Source organism: Kitasatospora sp. NPDC096147 (assembly GCF_044763225.1).
Lineage (GTDB): Bacteria > Actinomycetota > Actinomycetes > Streptomycetales > Streptomycetaceae > Kitasatospora.
In genome coordinates this window covers 230742-247867 of the sequence record NZ_JBIWFX010000005.1, presented here as the reverse complement: position 1 = coordinate 247867, position 17126 = coordinate 230742, and the positions used below count along the sequence as shown (strand labels likewise).

Genomic DNA, 17126 nt, shown 5'->3' with positions numbered 1-17126 from the left:
GAGCAGTCGAGGGCCCCCGCCGAAGCAGTCGCGGGGGCCCTCGGCATTGGTCAAGTGGCTTGTCCAACTGGTCAGTTCGCTTGACCATTCGGTGAAGGGGACTGGCAGACTTCCGGTATGAGCGAGCCCGAGTCCATCGCCCAGAGCCTCCCGCCCCTGCTGATCGCCCTCGCCTCCGAGTTGGTGCACGCCATCGACACCGGAGTCCGCGACCGGGGCTTCACCGACCTCCGCCCCGCGCACGGCTTCGCCTTCGCCCGGCTGGCCCGGGACGGTGCCACCGTGAACGAGCTGGCCGGCCACCTCGGCGTCAGCAAACAGGCCGCCAGCCAGATGGTCGATGACCTGGTCCGCAAGGGCTACGTCGAGCGCCATCCGCACCCCAGCGACGCCCGCGCCAAGCTGATCGTGCTGACCGAGCTGGGCCGGCAGTGCACCCGCGCCGCCGAGGCCGCCGCCGCCGACGCCGTCCGCCCCTGGGCGACCGCGCTGGGCCGGCGCCGCCTGCACGAGCTGCACGAGGACCTCAACCTGCTCGCCCCGGTCGGCCAGCTCCGGCCCACCTGGTGACACTTCCCACCCCCCGGGGTGGCGCCCGCACCTGACGAGGTGTGGGTCCGTTGTCCGGCCCCTCGGGGGAGCCGGGCCGGCACCGGGGGAGGCGACGGAGCGTAATCCGATTGCGAGCCCGCCGTCGGTCCGGGCAGGCTCCCGGGATGACGACGGAGGATGCGGCGCAGGCCGCCCCGGAGCTGCGGCCCGAGGTGCTGGCGTACTACGAGCGCGGCGAGGAGGACGGCCGGCTCGACCGGGGCGCCAACCGCCTGGAGGAGCTGCGCACCAGGGACCTGCTGCTGCGACTGCTCCCGCCCGCCCCGGCCCGGGTGCTGGACGTGGGCGGCGGCAGCGGCCGGTACGCCGGCTGGCTGGCCGGACTCGGGTACCGGGTCGAGCTGCTGGACCCGGTGCCGCTGCACGTGGAGCAGGCCCGACGGCGGCCGGGCGTGACGGCCCGGGTCGGCGACGCCCGGGCGCTGGACGTGCCGGACGCCTCGGTGGACGCGGTGCTGCTGCTCGGCCCGCTCTACCACCTGACGGAGCGGCCGGACCGGGTGCGGGCACTGGCCGAGGCCCGGCGGGTGGTCCGGCCCGGCGGCCCGGTGGTGGCCGCCACCATCAACCGCTTCGCCGGGCTGCACGACACCCTGTACAAGGAGAACTACTTCGACCCCGCGCGCCGCCCGCACGTCGATGCCGTGACGGTCGACGGCCACCTGCGGCCGTCCGCCGAACAGCCCGGCTTCACCACCGCCTACTTCCACCAGCCCGGCGAGGTGCCGGGGGAGTTCGAGGCGGCCGGGCTGGCGGCCACCGGGCAGTACGGGGTCGAGGGCGCGGCCTGGCTGATGGGCGGTCTGGACGCCTGGTTGGCGGACGAGGGGCGGCGGGCCACCGTGCTGCACGCGATGCGGCTGACCGAGACGGACCCCGCCCTGCTCGGGGTCAGCGGCCACCTGCTGACGGCGGGCCGCCGCCCGGAGCCGCTCGGCTGACGCTGCTTGCGGGTGACTGCCGTGGCGAGGGGCGGCGGGAGCTGCGGGTGGCGGCGGGTGGGGCGCCGTACCGTCCGGACGTTCGGGGGCCTACGATCTCCCGGTCGGACGGTGTGAGGGGGAGAACGTGGGCCGAGGGCGGGCGGCGGCGGTGCCGCAGCGGGACGGCGTGCCGGTGCTGATGGCGGCGGCGGTGGCCTCGGTGCTGGCGGTGTCGCTCGCGGTCAGCTGGCTGTCCCGCCAACTGGTGCTGCTCGCCCTGCTGTTGGTGGTGGGGGCACTGATCGGGACGGTCACCGGCCGGGCCCGGGTGCTGGCCCGGCGGCGCGAATTCGCCGCCCGGGTGGCCCAGTTGCGGCACGGTGGGCGTTTCCTCGCGATGACCCCCGAGGCGTTCTGCCGGGCCCTGGCCGAGCTCTGCCGCCGGGACGGCTGCACCGCCGTCACCGTGCTCGGGCCCGCCGGGGTGCTCGCCACCGTCCCGGACGGCCGCCGCCTGCTGCTCCGGGCCGCCTGGCCGGACGCCCGCACCCGGGTCGGGCCGGCCGAGCTGCCGGAGCCGGCCGGCTCCGCACGCTCGGACCTGACCGCCCTGGTGACACCGGGCCGCTTCACCGAGGCCGCCAGCGCCCGCTGCGCGGAGGAGGGCCTGCGCCCGGTCGACCAGCGGGCCCTGTCGCTCTGGGCCGACGACGCGGGCGCCCCGCCCTGGGCCTGACCGGTGGCCGCCGGCGGCCTCGGTGAAGCGGCCCGGACGACCGGCCGGCTGAGGACCGGCCACCTGAGGACCGCGAGCGCCCGAGCGCTGCGGCCGCCCCGGAATCGCGGCCGACCGGCCGTCGCGGCCGTCCGGCACCGGACCTGACGGGCAGTCAGCTCAGGGTGATCCGGATCGCCACCGTCCCGGTGTGGCCCCGGCGCAGCCGGCTGCCCAGCAGGGTGATCCGGCCGAGCAGGCCGTACTTGCGGCCCAGCAGGGCCCGGTACTCGTGGGCCTTGGCGGCGTCCAGGATCTCGGCGGTGCCGGGCACCTGCTTCCCGCTCGGATTGCCCCGGACGTCGCAGGGACCGACCAGGACGTCCGCGCGGTTGCGGATCCGCTTGACCTTCCAGGAGTCGGCCACCGTCCAGATGCCCAGCGCGTCGCCGTCCCGGACCACCCAGACCGGGGTCGGCACACCCGAGCCGTCCCGCTTGAAGGTGGTCACCAACAGGTACTTGCCACGGGCGAGTTGGTCGATCGACTGGGGGCTCATGCCAGGAGTCTAGGCGGGGCCGCCGAGCTGGGGTATACCGGGACGACCCGCCGGACGGCGGACGGGTGAACGGGGGTGGTGGTGACGTACGCCAGAGCGACCACGGCGGCGGAGGGCGACACGGCCCTCGCGTTCGCCACCGGGGTGGTCGGGGCCGGGCTGGTGGCGCTGGGTGCGGCGGCCGGGCGGGCCGGGCCGGGTTACCTGGTGTACGGGTGCTCGCTGGCGGTGCCGGGGCTGCTCTGGTCCTCGCTCCAGGTGCTGCGGCCGGGCCGCCTCACCGCGACCGAGGCCGGGCTCTCCGTGCGCTTCGCCTTCCTACCCCGTGAGGTCGGGCTGCCCTGGCCGGCGGTCTCGATGGTGACCGAGCTGGGCGTGCGGATCGCCGGGGCCCCGGTGCCGGTGGTGGCCTTCGACCTGGAGGTGCTGCCGTCGCGCGCCGTCCGGCTGACCTCCGCCTGGTCGCTCTACCGCCGGCTCGCCGAACGCCTCGGCCGGGGCCCCGAGGCCCCCGGGCTGGCCTTCCTGGCCCGCCACCGGGAGGAGGAGTTCGCCGCCCTGCTGGAGACCGCCCGCGCCTGCGGCCTGCGCCACCGGGACCGCAGGCCGGACCCGTTCGTCCTCTGAGCGGGGGCGCAGGGCAGACTGTGCGGATGAGAACGGCAACCGCGCGGGACTACGCCTGGATCGGGGCGACGCCCTGGTACGCGTACGGCATGGCGTACGGCTTCAGTCTGCTGCTGGCCCGGGGCGTCACCCCGGCGGACCTCCGGCGGGTGACCGCCGCCGAGCCGCAGGGCACCTGCACCGGCACGGCCGGGCTGATCGAGCGTCAGGAGGAGCTCCTCGACGAGCTCGACCATGCGGACGAGGACTTCGTCTCGGGCCTGCTCACCCTGCCCGGGGACGACGGCGCGAGCTGGCTGCTGGCCCTGCAGTTCGACAGCGGCTCGGGGATGACGCCGGACTTCGCCCGGGCGCTGTCGGCGGGTGGCCGCGCGGTGCTGCACTCCCGCAATGGCGGCAAGCCGATGGACCTCTTCCACTGGTACGAGGACGGCGAGCTGCGGACCGCCTTCGAGGCGGCCGGGACCCGGGAGGGCAGCACCCCCGACACCCTGCTCCGGCAGCTCCGCGAGGTCGGGTACCCGTTCACGGACGAGGAGCACCTGGCCACCCCCGTCCTCGACGCCAAGGCGGCGGCCTTCGCCCTGGCCGAGCGGCTGACCGGCGTGCGGATCACCGAGGAGCTGCTCCGGGACGCCGGGTTCGAGCTGGTGCAGGTGCCGGACGGCTACACCGGGGACGAGTAGCCGTCAGCCGACGGCGACGGCCACCCGGCGCGGACGGTCCACCAGCTCGCCGCCGCAGTTCGGGCAGACCTGGTCCATCGAGTCCGCGCACGGCACGCAGTAGCTGCACTCGTAGGAGCAGATCCGGGCGGGGCCGTCCGCCGCCAGGGCGGCGGTGCCGCACCGCTCGCAGAGCTCGCGCATCTCCAGGGCCACGGTCTTCTCCTTCGCTCCGTCAGGTGGGGGCGGCACCATTGTGGGGGCAAGGAAAACCGCAGGTGAAGGGGTGTCAGTGCCACCCTCCGGCGAGATCCTGCCAGAATGCGGACGGTACTCAAGCGTTGGACCAGGAGAAGGTGACCGGCTTCGTGACCATGCCAGTCGAACGGAAGATCGCCGAAGAGCTGGGTGTACGGGAGGGGCAGGTGAGAGCGGCCGTCGAGCTGCTCGACGGCGGCTCGACCGTCCCCTTCATCGCGCGCTACCGCAAGGAGGTCACCGGCGAGCTCGACGACGCCCAGCTGCGCACGCTGGAGGAGCGCCTGCGCTACCTGCGCGAGCTGGAGGAGCGCCGGGCCGCCGTGCTGGAGTCGGTCGAGGGCCAGGGCAAGCTGGACGACGCGCTCAAGGCGCGCATCCTGGCCGCCGACTCCAAGGCGCGGCTGGAGGACATCTACCTCCCGTACAAGCCCAAGCGGCGCACCAAGGCGCAGATCGCCCGTGAGGCCGGCCTCGAACCGCTGGCCGACGCCCTGCTCGCCGACCCGGGCCTGACGCCCGATCAGGCTGCCTCGGCCTACCTGAACGAGGCGGTGGCCGACGCCCCGGCCGCCCTGGAGGGCGCCCGGGCCATCCTGGTCGAGCGCTTCGGCGAGGACGCCGACCTGGTCGGCTCACTGCGCGAGCGGATGTGGGGCCGGGGCCGCCTGGTCGCCACCGTCCGGGAGGGCAAGGAGCAGGACGGCGCCAAGTTCGCCGACTACTTCGACTTCGCCGAGCCCTACACCAAGCTCCCCTCGCACCGCATCCTGGCGATGCTGCGCGGCGAGAAGGAGGAGGTGCTCGACCTCGACCTCTCCCCGTACGACGGCGCGGACGGCGACCTGCCGGGGGAGAACGACTACGAGCAGCGGATCGCGGCCCGCTTCGGCATCGCCGACCGGGGCCGCCCGGCCGACCGGTGGCTCGGCGACACGGTGCGCTGGGCCTGGCGCACCCGCATCCAGGTCCGGCTGGGCATCGACCTGCGCACCCGGCTGCGCCAGGAGGCCGAGGACGAGGCCGTCCGGGTCTTCGCCGCCAACCTGCGCGACCTGCTGCTGGCCGCCCCGGCCGGCACCCGGGCCACCATGGGCCTGGACCCGGGCTTCCGCACCGGCGTCAAGGTCGCCGTGGTGGACGCCACCGGCAAGGTGGTCGCGCACGAGACCATCTACCCGCACCAGCCCGCCAACAAGTGGGACGCCTCGATCGCCACCCTGGCCGCGCTGGCCGCGAAGCACGGCGTCGAGCTGGTCGCGATCGGCAACGGCACGGCCTCCCGGGAGACCGACAAGCTGGCCGAGGACCTGATCAAGCGTCACCCCGAGCTGAAGCTGACCAAGGCGATGGTCTCCGAGGCGGGCGCCTCGGTCTACTCCGCTTCGGCCTTCGCCTCGCAGGAGCTGCCGGACCTCAACGTCTCGATCCGCGGTGCGGTCTCGATCGCCCGCCGGCTCCAGGACCCGCTGGCCGAGCTGGTGAAGATCGACCCCAAGTCGATCGGCGTCGGCCAGTACCAGCACGACCTGAGCGAGCTGAAGCTGTCCCGCTCGCTGGACGCGGTGGTCGAGGACTGCGTGAACGCGGTCGGGGTGGACGTCAACACCGCCTCCGCCCCGCTGCTCACCCGGGTCTCCGGGGTGACCGGCACGCTGGCCGACAACATCGTGGCGCACCGCGACGCCAACGGCCCGTTCCGCACCCGCAGGGCGCTCAAGGACGTGGCCCGGCTCGGGCCGAAGGCCTTCGAGCAGTGCGCGGGCTTCCTGCGGATCGCCGACGGTGACGACCCGTTGGACGGCTCGGCGGTGCACCCCGAGGCGTACCCCGTGGTGCGGAAGATCCTGGCCGCCACCGGGGGTGACCTGCGGGCGCTGATCGGCAACGGGGCCGCGCTGCGCGCCCTGCGGCCCTCGGACTTCGCCGACGACACCTTCGGCGTGCCGACCGTCACCGACATCCTCGGCGAGCTGGACAAGCCCGGCCGCGACCCGCGCCCGGCCTTCCGGACCGCCACCTTCAAGGAGGGCGTCGACAAGATCGGCGACCTGGAGGTCGGCATGGTCTTGGAGGGCGTAGTCACCAACGTGGCCGCGTTCGGCGCCTTCGTCGACGTGGGCGTGCACCAGGACGGCCTGGTGCACGTCTCGGCGCTGTCGAAGACCTTCGTCAAGGACCCGCGCGAGGTGGTCAAGCCCGGCGACATCGTCAAGGTCCGGGTGGTCACGGTGGACGTGCCGCGCAAGCGGATCGGCCTCACCCTGCGGCTGGACGACGAGGCCCCGCGCGGCGGGCCGGGCCAGGGCGGCGGTGGCCAGGAGCGCGACCGTGGCCCGCGTCCGCCCCGCCAGGGCGGTGGCCGGGACCAGGGCGGCCGGAATCAGGGCGGCCGGGACCAGGGCGGCCGGGACCGGGGTGGCCGGGGCAACGCCGCCTCGGCGCCGGCGCCCGCCAACAGCGCGATGGCCGACGCCCTGCGCCGGGCGGGCCTGACCGGCAAGTGACACCGCGCCGCTGACGCACCGTCGGGCCGTACCTCTCCGCGGGGTGCGGCCCGACCCGTGTCCGCCGCCGCTGCCGTGCGGGCCTCCGGGGCCCGTCCGGGCCGGGTGGGGCCCTCGGGGGCGGGCGGTGTCCGGGCGGGGCCGTGAGGGGGCGTCAGCCGGTGGCGGCGGTGCGGGAGTCGACGGCGAGGGCGATCAGGTCGTGCCACCACGGATCGCGGTGGTGGGTGAGCAGGTGCTGCGCCTCGGCGGGCGGCACCGCCCGCACCTCGACCACCTGCTCGCCGTCCTCCGGGTTCAGCGGCTCGGAGTCGACGGTGACCTCGGCCCAGCCCCAGAGCCAGGCCTTCTCGGGGTGCGGCTGCCAGGGGCGGTAGGGCACGGGGTGGTCGGTGACGCAGCGGTGGGCGCCGATCCAGACCGGCTCGCCGAGCAGCCGGGCGCCGGCCTCCTCGCGCAGCTCGCGGGCCAGGCAGCTCTCGATGCTCTCGGCCGCCTCCCGGGTGCCGCCGGGCAGGAACCAGTGGTCCCGGGCGTCCCGGCAGAGCACCACCCGGTCGCCGGAGAAGCCCACCAGGTGGATGTTGGTGATCAGCCCGTCCGGCGGCAGCTCCGCCGCGAACTGGGCGTCGATGCCGCCCCAGGCCCAGCGCTGGGGCGCGTACAGGTGCGGGTAGCGGGCGGCCTGCTCAGCTGTTCTGTCCGAAGTGTCCGTCATTCGAAGATCCTAGTACCGGCCGGGGGGTGCCTGTGGGGCATCCGTGACACCCGGTCAGGTGCCGCCCCGCCGGTGCCGCGTAGGGTGGGCCGGAACCACCCCGGAGGGAGCCGTCGTGCCCACTGTCCTCTACGTCACCGACCTGACCTACCAGGCCAAGGGCCGTCGCTACTGCGACGAGGACATCGCGCTCTCCGCCGCGCTGCGCGGGGAGTTCGAGACCGTGCTCTGCCACCCGCTGGACGCCGCCGCGCTGATGGGCCGCTTCGACCTCACCGTGGTCCGCAACAGCGGCCCGGTGCTGCACCACCGCGAGGCGCACGAGGCGTTCCGGGAGCGCGCGGCGGCGGAGGGGGTGAAGGTCTTCAACCCCTTGCACGGCCGGGGCGACATGGCGGGCAAGCAGTACCTGCTCGACCTGACCGCCGCCGGGTACCCGGTGATCCCCACGGTCGCCTCACGGGACGCGCTCGACCGGCTGCCGGCCTCCGCCGAGTACCTCAGCAAGCCGCTGCTGGGCGCGGACTCGATCGGGATAGCGCTGCACCGACCGGAGGAGCTGGCGGAGTTGGAGCTGGACGGCACGGTGCTGCTCCAGCCCCGGATCGACTTCCGGTACGAGGTCTCCTTCTACTTCGTCGGCCGCGCGTACCAGTACGCGCTGTACGCCCCGGACCCGGCCGCCCGCTGGCGGTTGGAGCCCTACGACCCCTCGCCCGCCGACCTGGTCTTCGCCCACCGCTTCGTGGAGTGGAACACGCTGGACCACGGCATCCAGCGGGTGGACGCCTGCCGCACGGCCGAGGGCGAGCTGCTGCTGGTGGAGTTGGAGGACCTCAACCCCTACCTCTCGCTGGACCTGGTGGACGCGGGGACCCGGGACCGCTTCGCGACCGCGATGGCCGCCTCGATGCGGAGCCTGCTGGAGTCCTGAGCCTGCTGGAGTCCTGAGCCTGCCGGAGCGCTGGGCCGGTCTGGGTCCCGAGCCGGTCGGGGTCCTGAGCCGGTCGGCGGGTGTCAGTGCCGGAGCAGGTACGGCAGCGAGCTGTCGTTGTTCAGCAGCCAGGCCAGGTAGGAGGGGTTGGTCCGGGCCAGCTCCAGGTAGGCCGCGCGCAGGTCGCCGTAGAGCCCTTCCAGCGCGCAGCCGTTGAGCACCCGGTCCCGCCAGACCAGCAGCAGCCGGACGCTGAACGGGTCTCCGTGCACCGGGCGGATGACCGTGCCGGGGCCCGGCACCGAGGTGGGCTGGCAGGGGCGGACGGCCTCGCCGGAGGCGACCAGTTCGGCGGCGGTGGCGTTGTCCCGTACCTGCACCACCCGGGGGTTGAGCCCGGCCTCGGAGAGCACCCGGCGCAGCGCCGCGTACTCGTGGTCGGCCGTCGGGTCCACCATCCAGGCGTCGGCGGCCAGGTCCTGGAGGTGCACCACGGGGGAGCCGGCCGCCGGGTGGGTGAGCGCCAGCGCGACGAACTGCGGCTCACGCGCGACCAGCACCCGGTGCCCGGTGCCCTCGGGCAGCCGGAGCGGGAAGCCCTCGCTCTCGTGCACGAAGGCCACCTCCAGCTGCTCGGCGCCGACCAGTTGGAGCAGGGCGTTGGCCGAGACGTCGATCCGGATGGTGGTGTCGGTGTCCGGCAGCCGGTCGTGCACCCGGCGCAGCCAGCCGGCCGTGGCCCGGCTGCCGACACTGCCGATCCGCAGCCGGGCCTGGGCCGCGCCGTCCGCCTCCAGTCGGGCGGCGGCGACCAGTTCGGCCATGTCGGCGACGATGCCCCGGGCCCGGGAGAGCACCGAGTGGCCGAGCGGGGTGAGCCGGCTGCCGGTCCGCTCGCGGGTGAACAGCCTTCCGCCGACGGCCCGTTCGATCCGGTGCAGCTGGGTGGTGACGGAGGGCTGGGTGGTGCCGAGCTGCAGGGCGGCCTTGCGCACGCTGCCGGTGTCGGCGACGGCGCACAGCACGCGTAGGTGCCTGACTTCGAGCTCCACAGCCGGAGCATAAGCGGTCGTTGACCTGCACGCCAGGGACATGACACCTGCTGTCAGGCCGGGTGATAGCCCGGTGCTATCTCCGGCTGCCATCATCCGCAGCCCCGGGGTGGTGGCCGAAGCTCTTGGGCACAGCGCCGTCCACGGCACTGTCCCCCACGCCAAGTCGGCTGCCCCACAGGCGATTTGGCCCCACGAGGTTGGAGTCCCCCGCATGCAGCGCTCCGTGCTCTCGCTCGCCGCAGCCGCCGCCCTGGCCCTCACCGGTCTGGCGGCCCCGGCCGCAGTGGCCGCGCCTGCTCAGCCCTCCGTCGCCCAGTACGCCGGCTCGGCCGCCGAGCAGGCCGACGTCAAGGCGTTCCACGAGGCCGTGATGAAGTCGGCACTGGCCCGGCAGGCGGCCAACCCGTACCTGCTCGCGGTCACCGTCACCTACAACGCCGCCTCGGCACCGACCTTCCGCACCCAGATCGCCAACTCCACCGCGATCTGGAACGGCGCCGTCACCAAGGTCCAGCTGCGCTCCGTCACCGGCACCGCCGACTTCAAGTACTACGAGGGCAACGACTCGCGCGGCTCCTACGCCTCCACCAACGGCCACGGCAGCGGCTACATCTTCCTGGACTACCGGCAGAACCAGCAGTACAACTCCACCCGGGTCACCGCCCACGAGACCGGCCACGTGCTCGGCCTGCCGGACCACTACTCCGGCCCGTGCAGCGAGCTGATGTCCGGTGGCGGCCCCGGCACCTCCTGCACCAACCCCAACCCGAACGCCGCCGAGCGGAACCGGGTGAACCAGCTGTGGGCCAACGGCCTCACCGCCTTCAAGGCCCAGCTGGCGGCCAAGTCCGGCCAGTAACAGGCCGGTTGGACTCCGGGAGCCCGGCCCTCGTGCGGAGCGGCCGGGCTCCCGGCATGCCCGGGGGAGGCCCGGTGGAGAGCCGGGGCGGCGTCAGCTCCGGGAGGCCAGCAGCAGGGCCACGTCGTCCGCCCGGTGGGCGGAGTGCCGTGCCTCGCCCAGCAGCCGGTCCGCCAGCCGGTCCAGATCGGCGGCCGGGCGGTGGGCCAGATCGCTGCGCAGCCGGTCCAGCCCCTCGTCCAGCGAGGCGCCCGGGCGCTCCACCAGCCCGTCGGTGTACATCGCCAGCACCGCGCCCGGGGGCAACTCCAGCTCGGTGCACGGGTACTCGGCCCCCGGGTCGACCCCGAGCAGCGGGCCGCCGGCCAGCTCCAGCAGCTCGGTGCGGCCGTCCGGGCACCGCAGCAGCGGCGGCACGTGACCGGCCCGGACGGCCCGTGCCCGGCCGGTCGCCGGATCGAGCCGCAGCAGCAGGCAGCTGGCCAGCAGACCCGGATCGAGCTCCAGCAGCAGCCGGTTGGTCCGGCTCAGCACCTCGTCCGGCGAGCCGGCGCTCCCCACGAACGCCCGTACCGCACTGCGGAGCTGACCCATCGTCGCGGCGGCCCCGACGCTGTGGCCCTCGACGTCCCCGATCACCAGCGAGACGCCGCCGTCGCCGCCCGCGATCACGTCGTACCAGTCGCCGCCGATCTCCATCCCCCGGGTGCCCGGCAGGTAGCGCGCCACCACCGCCAGGCCCGGCACCTCGGGCAGCCGGTGCGGCAGCAGCGCCTGCTGGAGCCCCCGGGCCAGCGCGAACTCCGCGTCGTACAGCCGGGCCCGGTCCAGCGCCTGCGCGATCAGCCCGCCGAGCGCCGTCAGCACCGCCCGCTCCTCGGCCCCGAACGCCCGGGAGCGCGGGAACCCCAGGATGCAGCTGCCCACCGGGGACCCGGAGGCGATCAGCGGCAGGAAGGCCCACGCCCCCATCTCGTCCTGGGCGATCCCCGGGTAGGCCGCCTGGAGCTCACCGGCCGATTCGAAGAACACCGGCGTCCCGCTGCTGAACACCTCCGTCCCGGGCAGGCGGCTGCGGACCGGGACGCCCTCGAACGCGTCCAGGAAGCCGTCCGGGTACCCCGACTGCGCGATCAGGTGCATCCGCCCCGCCCGGGCCAGGTAGATCGCCAGCTCCTGGCCGCCGAAGCCCGGCAGGATCTGCTCGATCACGCAGTCGCAGACCTCGCGCACCGTCACCGCCTCGGTCAGCGCACTGGCCAGCTGGAGCAGGTGGTACGTCGCCCCCAGGGTGGCCGGGGCGGCGGGCGGGGCCTCGGGCAGTGCGGCCCCGGGCCCGGCCGGGGGCCCGGCCGGGACGATCCGCACTGTCAGGCCGTCCGGGTCCGGGTAGAGCGAGAAGGCCAGCCAGTGCCCCGGGGGCCGGCAGGCCAGGAACGCGGTCGGCTGCTGGGCCAGCATCGCGGCCCGGTACCGGTCCTCGTAGGCCGGCTCCGCCAGCCAGGTCAGCACCGACCAGGGCTGACGGCCGATCAGCTCCTCCCGGTCGGTGCGCAGCAGCAGTTCGGCACTCCGGTTGAGGTAGGTCACCCGGGCGTCCGTACCGAGCGCCACCACCCCGTCGCGCAGCCGCTCCACCGCTGCCGCCGCCGGGTGGGAGGGCTCTTCGGGGGTGACGGTCAGCGGATCCTCGGGCGGCTCCGGCGGGTGGGCGGCGAGGGCCGTCGCGAGGCGGTTGGCCGTGGTCCTCAGCTGGCGGCGGGCGCTCGGCGGCGGGTGGTACCCGGCCGGCCAGACCACGGCGAGGACGCCGAGCGGGTGACCGTCGGCGGGCGCCGGGCCGTCCGGCCCGGTGCTCGCTTGTGCGCTCACCGGCACGCTCACCGGCGTGCAGGCGAGGGCGTGCAGGTGCGGCAGCCCCAGTGCCAGCCTGGGGTAGCGCCGCATGGTCTCCTCCGGATCGGCGAGCAGCACCGTCCGCCCCGTCCGGAACGCCTCCGAGGCCGGCAGCGGGGCGGCCACCGAGAGGTGCCGGAACCCGCTCAGCAGCTCCACCGGCACCCCGGCCACCGCACTCAGCACCAGCCCCCGGCGGTCGGCCGACGGCAGGTAGAGCACACTCCCGTACGCCGAGGTGGTGCGGACCGCCCGCCGCAACGCCTCGGCGACCACGGCCTCGTCGGCCGGACCCTGGCGCATGCTCCCTTCTGTACGCCGCCCCCCAAGGGGTGTCAAACCGGGAGCAACCACTCCGGCCCTGCCCTCCGGGTGCTCCGGCTGCCCTTCGTGATGACCCTCCGGGGTGGCCGCCGCCTGGGTCGCCCGCAGGGCGACCCAGGGGCGCGGGGAACTGCGCGGGGGCGGAAGGCACGGACCCGTGTGCCGGGTACGGAGGCTCACGTGCACGTGGCTGTCCGTGCCCGGGACCCGGGTCGTCGTGTTCCCCTGCGCGCAGTTCCTCGCGCCCCTGGGTCGCTGCATGGTCCCGGCCCTGGGTGAGCTCGCGTGGTCCCGGCCCTGGGTGAGCTCGCGTGGTTCCGGCCCTGGGTGGCGCCGCCGGTCAGGCCGGGTGGGTGAGGGCGCGGGCCGCGTCGAGTTCGGTGAGGGCGGACTCCTCGGCGTGGGTGATGGCGGCGAAGGAGTCGGAGCCGATCGGGACCCGGACGGGGGGCTGTTCGGCGTTGACGACCCGGAGGACGGCGGCGGCGAAGTCGGTCGGGCGGCCGATCTCCGGGAGGTCCTCCATTCCCCGCATGGCGGTGAGCATCGGATCGACCGTCTCCCGGTAGGCGTCGATCCGGTGCGCGGCCTCGTTGACGGCGGTGCCGTAGTGGGTGGCGAAGCCGCCCGGCTCGACGGCGGTGACCTTGATGCCGAAGGCGGCCACCTCGGCGGCCAGCACCTGGCTCATGCCCTCCAGCGCGTACTTGCCGGTGACGTACGCCCCCAGGCCCGGCAGGCCCATCCGCCCGGCCAGCGAGGAGACGTTGACGATGTGTCCGGAGCGCCGGGCCCGCATGCCGGGCAGCACCTCGCGGACCAGCCGCCAGGGGCCGACCACCAGGGTCTCCAGCTGGTCGCGGAGCTCCTGGTCGCCGACCTCCTCGACCGCGCCGAACAGCCCGTAGCCGGCGTTGTTGACCAGCACGTCGAGGCCGCCGAGGCGGTCCTCGGCGAGGGCCACGGCCTCCGAGACCTGGAGCTGGTCGCGGACGTCCAGGGCGGCGGTGACCACCCGGTCGGGGTGACGCTCCCTCAGCTCCTCCAGGGTGGCGGGCTTGCGGGCGGTGGCCAGGACGGTGTCACCCGCCGCCGCGACCGCCTCGGCCAGGGCCAGGCCCAGGCCCGACGAACATCCGGTGATCAGCCAACGCCGTGCCATGAGCTCCCCCTGAGTCTGTGGTGACCGGGTCACGGTCCCAGATCAGGAGCCGGAGCGCTCCGGTCCGGACCGGTCGGGCGGATGCGAAGGGGAGCGCACCAGGGCGCACGCCACTCCCGCCCCGAGCGCCCCCGACCCGAACGACCACCCACCGGCCCGGGTGGTCCGTCTCCGGCCCGTCTCCGGTCCGTCGTCGGTCCGCCGGACGCACCGTCAGGGTCCACCCGGGGCCGTGACGTGAGCCGCTCGGCCCGTGTGGGCACGAATGGCGTGGCAAAAAGGGCAAATCGGATATTCCTCGTGTTGGATGAGGCTGTCCGACCGAGCGACGCAGCAGGAGACATGACAGACGATCAGCGACCGCCGGTGCGCGAACCGTCCCTGTCCGACGCGATCGTCCCCCTGGTGACCCTGGCCCTGCTGGTGGCGGGTGCGCTTGCGCTGTTCGGACTGGACGCCCTGGACGGGCCGGTGCAGGCGGCCCTGATCCTGTGCGCCATGGTGGCGGCACTGATCGCGGTGAAGAACGGGCACTCCTGGGAGGCGGTGCAGAAGGCCGGGCAGGGTGCGCTCTCCTCGATCACCAGCGCGCTGTTCATCCTGCTGGCGGTCGGTGCCCTGATCGGCGTCTGGAACCTCTCCGGGACGATCCCGACCCTGGTCTACTACGGGATCCAGGTGCTCTCGCCGTCCTGGTACTACGCCGCCACCGCGCTGATCTGCGCGGTCATCGCGATGAGCATCGGCAGTTCCTGGACCACCGCCGGGACCATCGGGGTCGGCCTGGTCGGGGTGGCCTCGATGCTCGGGGTGTCCACCGCGATCACGGCGGGTGCGGTGATCTCCGGGGCCTACCTGGGAGACAAGCTCTCCCCGCTGTCGGAGACCACGATCCTCACCGCCCAGATGGTGAAGGTGGACGTCCACCAGCACATCCGCCGTCAGGCGTGGACCTCCGTACCGGCGTTCACCCTCGCCTTCCTGGTGCTGCTGGTGATCGGGCTGGTCAAGGGCCCCGACGTGCGCAACCCGGTGGGCGAGGACGTCGAGCTCGCCAGCCTGAGCGGCATCTACCACATCACCCCGCTGAACCTGCTGCCGCTGGTCCTGCTGGCGGTGCTGTCGGTCCGCAAGTGCCCGGCCTCGCTCGCGCTGATGTTCTCGGCCCTGTTCGCCGGTCTGCTGGGCGCGTTCCTCCAGGCGCCGGTGATGCGGGAGTTCGCCGGAGACGAGCACGGCGCGCTGCTGGGGTCGGTCAAGGGCGTCTGGTCGGCGATGGCGAACGGCTTCTCGATCGAGTCCGGCATCCCGGACATCGACCGGCTGCTCTCCCGGGGCGGGATGGACAGCATGCTGCCCACCCTCTGGCTGATCATCGGCGCGGTGACCTTCGGCGTGCTGCTGGAGGAGTTCGGCCTGATCCGGCGTCTGGTCGACCCGCTGATCGCCTCGGCCCGCAGCACCGGGCGGCTGTTCGTCACGGTGTTCGCCTGCGGCTTCGGGCTGAACGTGATCGCCGGCGACCAGTACATCGCGCTGATCCTGCCCACCCGGGTGTTCCGGCTGGAGTTCGCCCGGCGCGGCCTCGCCCCGACCAACCTGTCCCGGCTCGCGGCCGACAGCGGCACCGTCACCTCGGCCCTGGTGCCGTGGAACTCCTGCGGCGCCTTCATGGGCGCCGTGCTCGGCGTGCCGGTGCTCAGCTACCTGCCCTACGCGATCTTCAACTACGCCAGCCCGGCGCTCTCCGTCCTGTACGGCATCACCGGATTCAAGATCGAGAAGACCGAGCCGGTGGACGACGGACCGGACTCCGACGAAAGGGGACCCACAGGATGACGCAGGACGAGGCCGCCGCCGGCGGGGCCGGGGCCGGAAGTGGGAGCGCGTCGGCGGCGGCGAAGCTGACCCTGCCGACGCTCACCATGATGGTGGTCGGCTCGATGGTCGGGGCCGGCGTCTTCTCGCTGCCGAGGAGGTTCGCCCAGGAGACCGGGGTGGCCGGTGCGCTGATCGCCTGGCTGGTCGCGGGCACCGGCATGCTGATGCTCGCCTTCGTCTTCCAGCGGCTGGCGATCCGCAAGCCGGACCTGGACGCCGGTGTCTACGCCTACGCCAAGGCCGGCTTCGGCGAGTACCTCGGCTTCTTCTCCGCCTTCGGGTACTGGGCCAGCGCCTGCGTCGGCAACGTCACCTACTGGGTGCTGATCATGTCGACCGTCGGCGCGATCGCCCCGGCCCTCGGCGACGGCGACACCGTGCTGGCGGTGGTGCTCTCCTCGGTCGGCCTCTGGGCCTTCTTCCTGCTGATCCGACGGGGCGTCAAGGAGGCCGCCGCGATCAACCGGATCGTCACCGTCGCCAAGATCGTGCCGATCCTGTTCTTCGTCGTGCTGGCCCTCTTCTACCTGGACCTCGACGTCTTCGCGGACAACTTCGCCGGCGAGGACTACGCGGGCTCGCTGTTCGAGCAGGTCCGGGGCACCATGCTGGCCACCGTCTTCGTCTTCCTCGGCGTGGAGGGCGCGAGCGTCTACTCCCGGCACGCCAAGCGCCGCGAGGACGTCGGCCGGGCCACCGTGCTCGGCTTCCTCAGCGTCTTCGCCATCTTCGCCTCGGTCACCATCGTCTCCTACGGCCTGATGCCGATGGGCGAGATCGCGGAGCTGCGCCAGCCCTCGATGGCCGGGGTGCTGGAGCACGCGGTCGGCACCTGGGGCCAGGTCTTCGTCAGCGTCGGCCTGATCGTCTCGGTGCTCGGGGCCTACCTCGCCTGGACGCTGATGGCGGCCGAGGTGCTGTTCGTCGCCGCGAAGGACGACGACATGCCGAGGTTCCTCCGGAAGGCGACCGCGCAGGACGTGCCGGTGCCGGCCCTGCTGATGACCACGGTGCTCTCCCAACTCGTCCTGGTCGTCACGCTGTTCTCCGACGACGCGTTCAACTTCGCGCTCGACCTGACCAGTGCGCTCAGCCTGATCCCGTTCCTGCTGGCGGCCGGCTACGCGCTCAAGCTCGCGCTCGGTGCCGAGGACCGCACGGGCGCCGCCCGGCCGCCGGTGCGCGGCGGGGACCTCACGGTGGCCGCGCTCGCCACCGTCTACACCGCGTTCCTGCTCTACGCGGCGGGCCTGAAGTTCGTCCTGGTCTCGTTCCTGGTCTACGCCCCGGCGTCGGTGCTGTTCGTGATGGCGCGCCGGGAGCAGAACCGACGGCTGTTCAGCTCCGGCGAGCTGGTGATCCTGGCCGTCTCGATCGCCGGCGCCGTACTGGGCGTGGTCGCCCTGGCGCTCGGCTGGATCAGCCTCTGAC

Annotated in this window: 16 protein-coding genes; 10 read left to right on the top strand and 6 right to left on the bottom strand. The window is 73.8% G+C overall.

Annotation, left to right across the window (positions count from 1 at the left end):
- Window positions 1–117: 117 nt before the first annotated feature.
- The 3 genes from ACIRBX_RS18760 (at window position 118) to ACIRBX_RS18750 (ending at window position 2271) form a co-directional block, all read left to right on the top strand.
- Window positions 118–570 (top strand): MarR family winged helix-turn-helix transcriptional regulator, encoded by a 453-nt coding sequence (locus ACIRBX_RS18760; RefSeq protein ID WP_402297984.1) that lies wholly within the window; start codon window positions 118–120, stop codon window positions 568–570.
- Window positions 571–716: 146 nt separating this feature from the next.
- A complete protein-coding gene (locus tag ACIRBX_RS18755; RefSeq protein WP_402297983.1) occupies window positions 717–1553 on the top strand; it encodes a class I SAM-dependent methyltransferase in 837 nt (278 codons plus the stop codon).
- Between the two features lie 127 nt (window positions 1554–1680).
- Window positions 1681–2271 (top strand): hypothetical protein, encoded by a 591-nt coding sequence (locus tag ACIRBX_RS18750; protein WP_402297981.1) that lies wholly within the window; start codon window positions 1681–1683, stop codon window positions 2269–2271.
- Between the two features lie 154 nt (window positions 2272–2425).
- Here the strand turns inward: ACIRBX_RS18750 and ACIRBX_RS18745 are convergent, their stop codons facing one another.
- Complete coding sequence (locus ACIRBX_RS18745) at window positions 2426–2809, bottom strand: PPOX class F420-dependent oxidoreductase (RefSeq protein WP_402297980.1); 384 nt, start codon at window positions 2807–2809, stop codon at window positions 2426–2428.
- 81 nt (window positions 2810–2890) lie between these two features.
- On the opposite strand from ACIRBX_RS18745, the gene ACIRBX_RS18740 reads away from it, so the two are divergent.
- Together ACIRBX_RS18740 and ACIRBX_RS18735 are read left to right on the top strand one after the other, a co-directional pair.
- Window positions 2891–3436, top strand: a complete 546-nt coding sequence (locus tag ACIRBX_RS18740) for a hypothetical protein (protein ID WP_402297978.1) — start codon at window positions 2891–2893, stop codon at window positions 3434–3436.
- 26 nt (window positions 3437–3462) lie between these two features.
- Window positions 3463–4122, top strand: coding sequence for a DUF6461 domain-containing protein (locus ACIRBX_RS18735; protein ID WP_402297976.1), 660 nt, complete (start codon window positions 3463–3465; stop codon window positions 4120–4122).
- Between the two features lie 3 nt (window positions 4123–4125).
- On the opposite strand, the gene ACIRBX_RS18730 is transcribed toward ACIRBX_RS18735, so the two are convergent.
- Window positions 4126–4317: a DUF1272 domain-containing protein gene (locus ACIRBX_RS18730; protein ID WP_402297975.1), complete on the bottom strand. Its 192-nt coding sequence runs from the start codon at window positions 4315–4317 to the stop codon at window positions 4126–4128.
- A 158-nt stretch (window positions 4318–4475) separates the two neighbouring features.
- Here ACIRBX_RS18730 and ACIRBX_RS18725 point away from each other — a divergent pair, with 158 nt between their 5' ends.
- Window positions 4476–6866: a Tex family protein gene (locus ACIRBX_RS18725; protein ID WP_402298424.1), complete on the top strand. Its 2391-nt coding sequence runs from the start codon at window positions 4476–4478 to the stop codon at window positions 6864–6866.
- Window positions 6867–7020: 154 nt separating this feature from the next.
- On the opposite strand, the gene ACIRBX_RS18720 is transcribed toward ACIRBX_RS18725, so the two are convergent.
- On the bottom strand, window positions 7021–7584 hold the full coding sequence (locus ACIRBX_RS18720; RefSeq protein ID WP_402297973.1) for an NUDIX domain-containing protein: 564 nt from the start codon (window positions 7582–7584) through the stop codon (window positions 7021–7023).
- A 115-nt stretch (window positions 7585–7699) separates the two neighbouring features.
- Between ACIRBX_RS18720 and ACIRBX_RS18715 the strand changes: the two genes are divergently transcribed.
- On the top strand, window positions 7700–8518 hold the full coding sequence (locus ACIRBX_RS18715; RefSeq protein WP_402297971.1) for a hypothetical protein: 819 nt from the start codon (window positions 7700–7702) through the stop codon (window positions 8516–8518).
- 83 nt (window positions 8519–8601) lie between these two features.
- Here ACIRBX_RS18715 and ACIRBX_RS18710 read toward each other — a convergent pair whose 3' ends face one another.
- The gene (locus tag ACIRBX_RS18710; RefSeq protein ID WP_402297970.1) at window positions 8602–9570 is read right to left on the bottom strand and encodes a LysR family transcriptional regulator; all 969 of its coding nucleotides are present in this window, start codon (window positions 9568–9570) and stop codon (window positions 8602–8604) included.
- 214 nt (window positions 9571–9784) lie between these two features.
- On the opposite strand from ACIRBX_RS18710, the gene snpA reads away from it, so the two are divergent.
- Window positions 9785–10432: a snapalysin gene (gene snpA, locus ACIRBX_RS18705; protein WP_402297968.1), complete on the top strand. Its 648-nt coding sequence runs from the start codon at window positions 9785–9787 to the stop codon at window positions 10430–10432.
- Window positions 10433–10525: 93 nt separating this feature from the next.
- Here snpA and ACIRBX_RS18700 read toward each other — a convergent pair whose 3' ends face one another.
- On the bottom strand, window positions 10526–12631 hold the full coding sequence (locus tag ACIRBX_RS18700; protein ID WP_402297967.1) for a SpoIIE family protein phosphatase: 2106 nt from the start codon (window positions 12629–12631) through the stop codon (window positions 10526–10528).
- Between the two features lie 361 nt (window positions 12632–12992).
- A complete protein-coding gene (locus tag ACIRBX_RS18695) occupies window positions 12993–13814 on the bottom strand; it encodes an SDR family NAD(P)-dependent oxidoreductase (RefSeq protein WP_402297965.1) in 822 nt (273 codons plus the stop codon).
- 342 nt (window positions 13815–14156) lie between these two features.
- On the opposite strand from ACIRBX_RS18695, the gene nhaC reads away from it, so the two are divergent.
- Window positions 14157–15653 carry a Na+/H+ antiporter NhaC gene (gene nhaC, locus ACIRBX_RS18690; protein WP_402297964.1) on the top strand — a complete coding sequence of 499 codons (1497 nt, stop codon included), beginning with the start codon at window positions 14157–14159 and terminating at the stop codon, window positions 15651–15653.
- Complete coding sequence (locus ACIRBX_RS18685; RefSeq protein ID WP_402297963.1) at window positions 15650–17125, top strand: basic amino acid/polyamine antiporter; 1476 nt, start codon at window positions 15650–15652, stop codon at window positions 17123–17125. Before nhaC ends, ACIRBX_RS18685 begins: the two co-directional genes overlap by 4 nt.
- The last annotated feature ends 1 nt before the right edge of the window (window position 17126 follow it).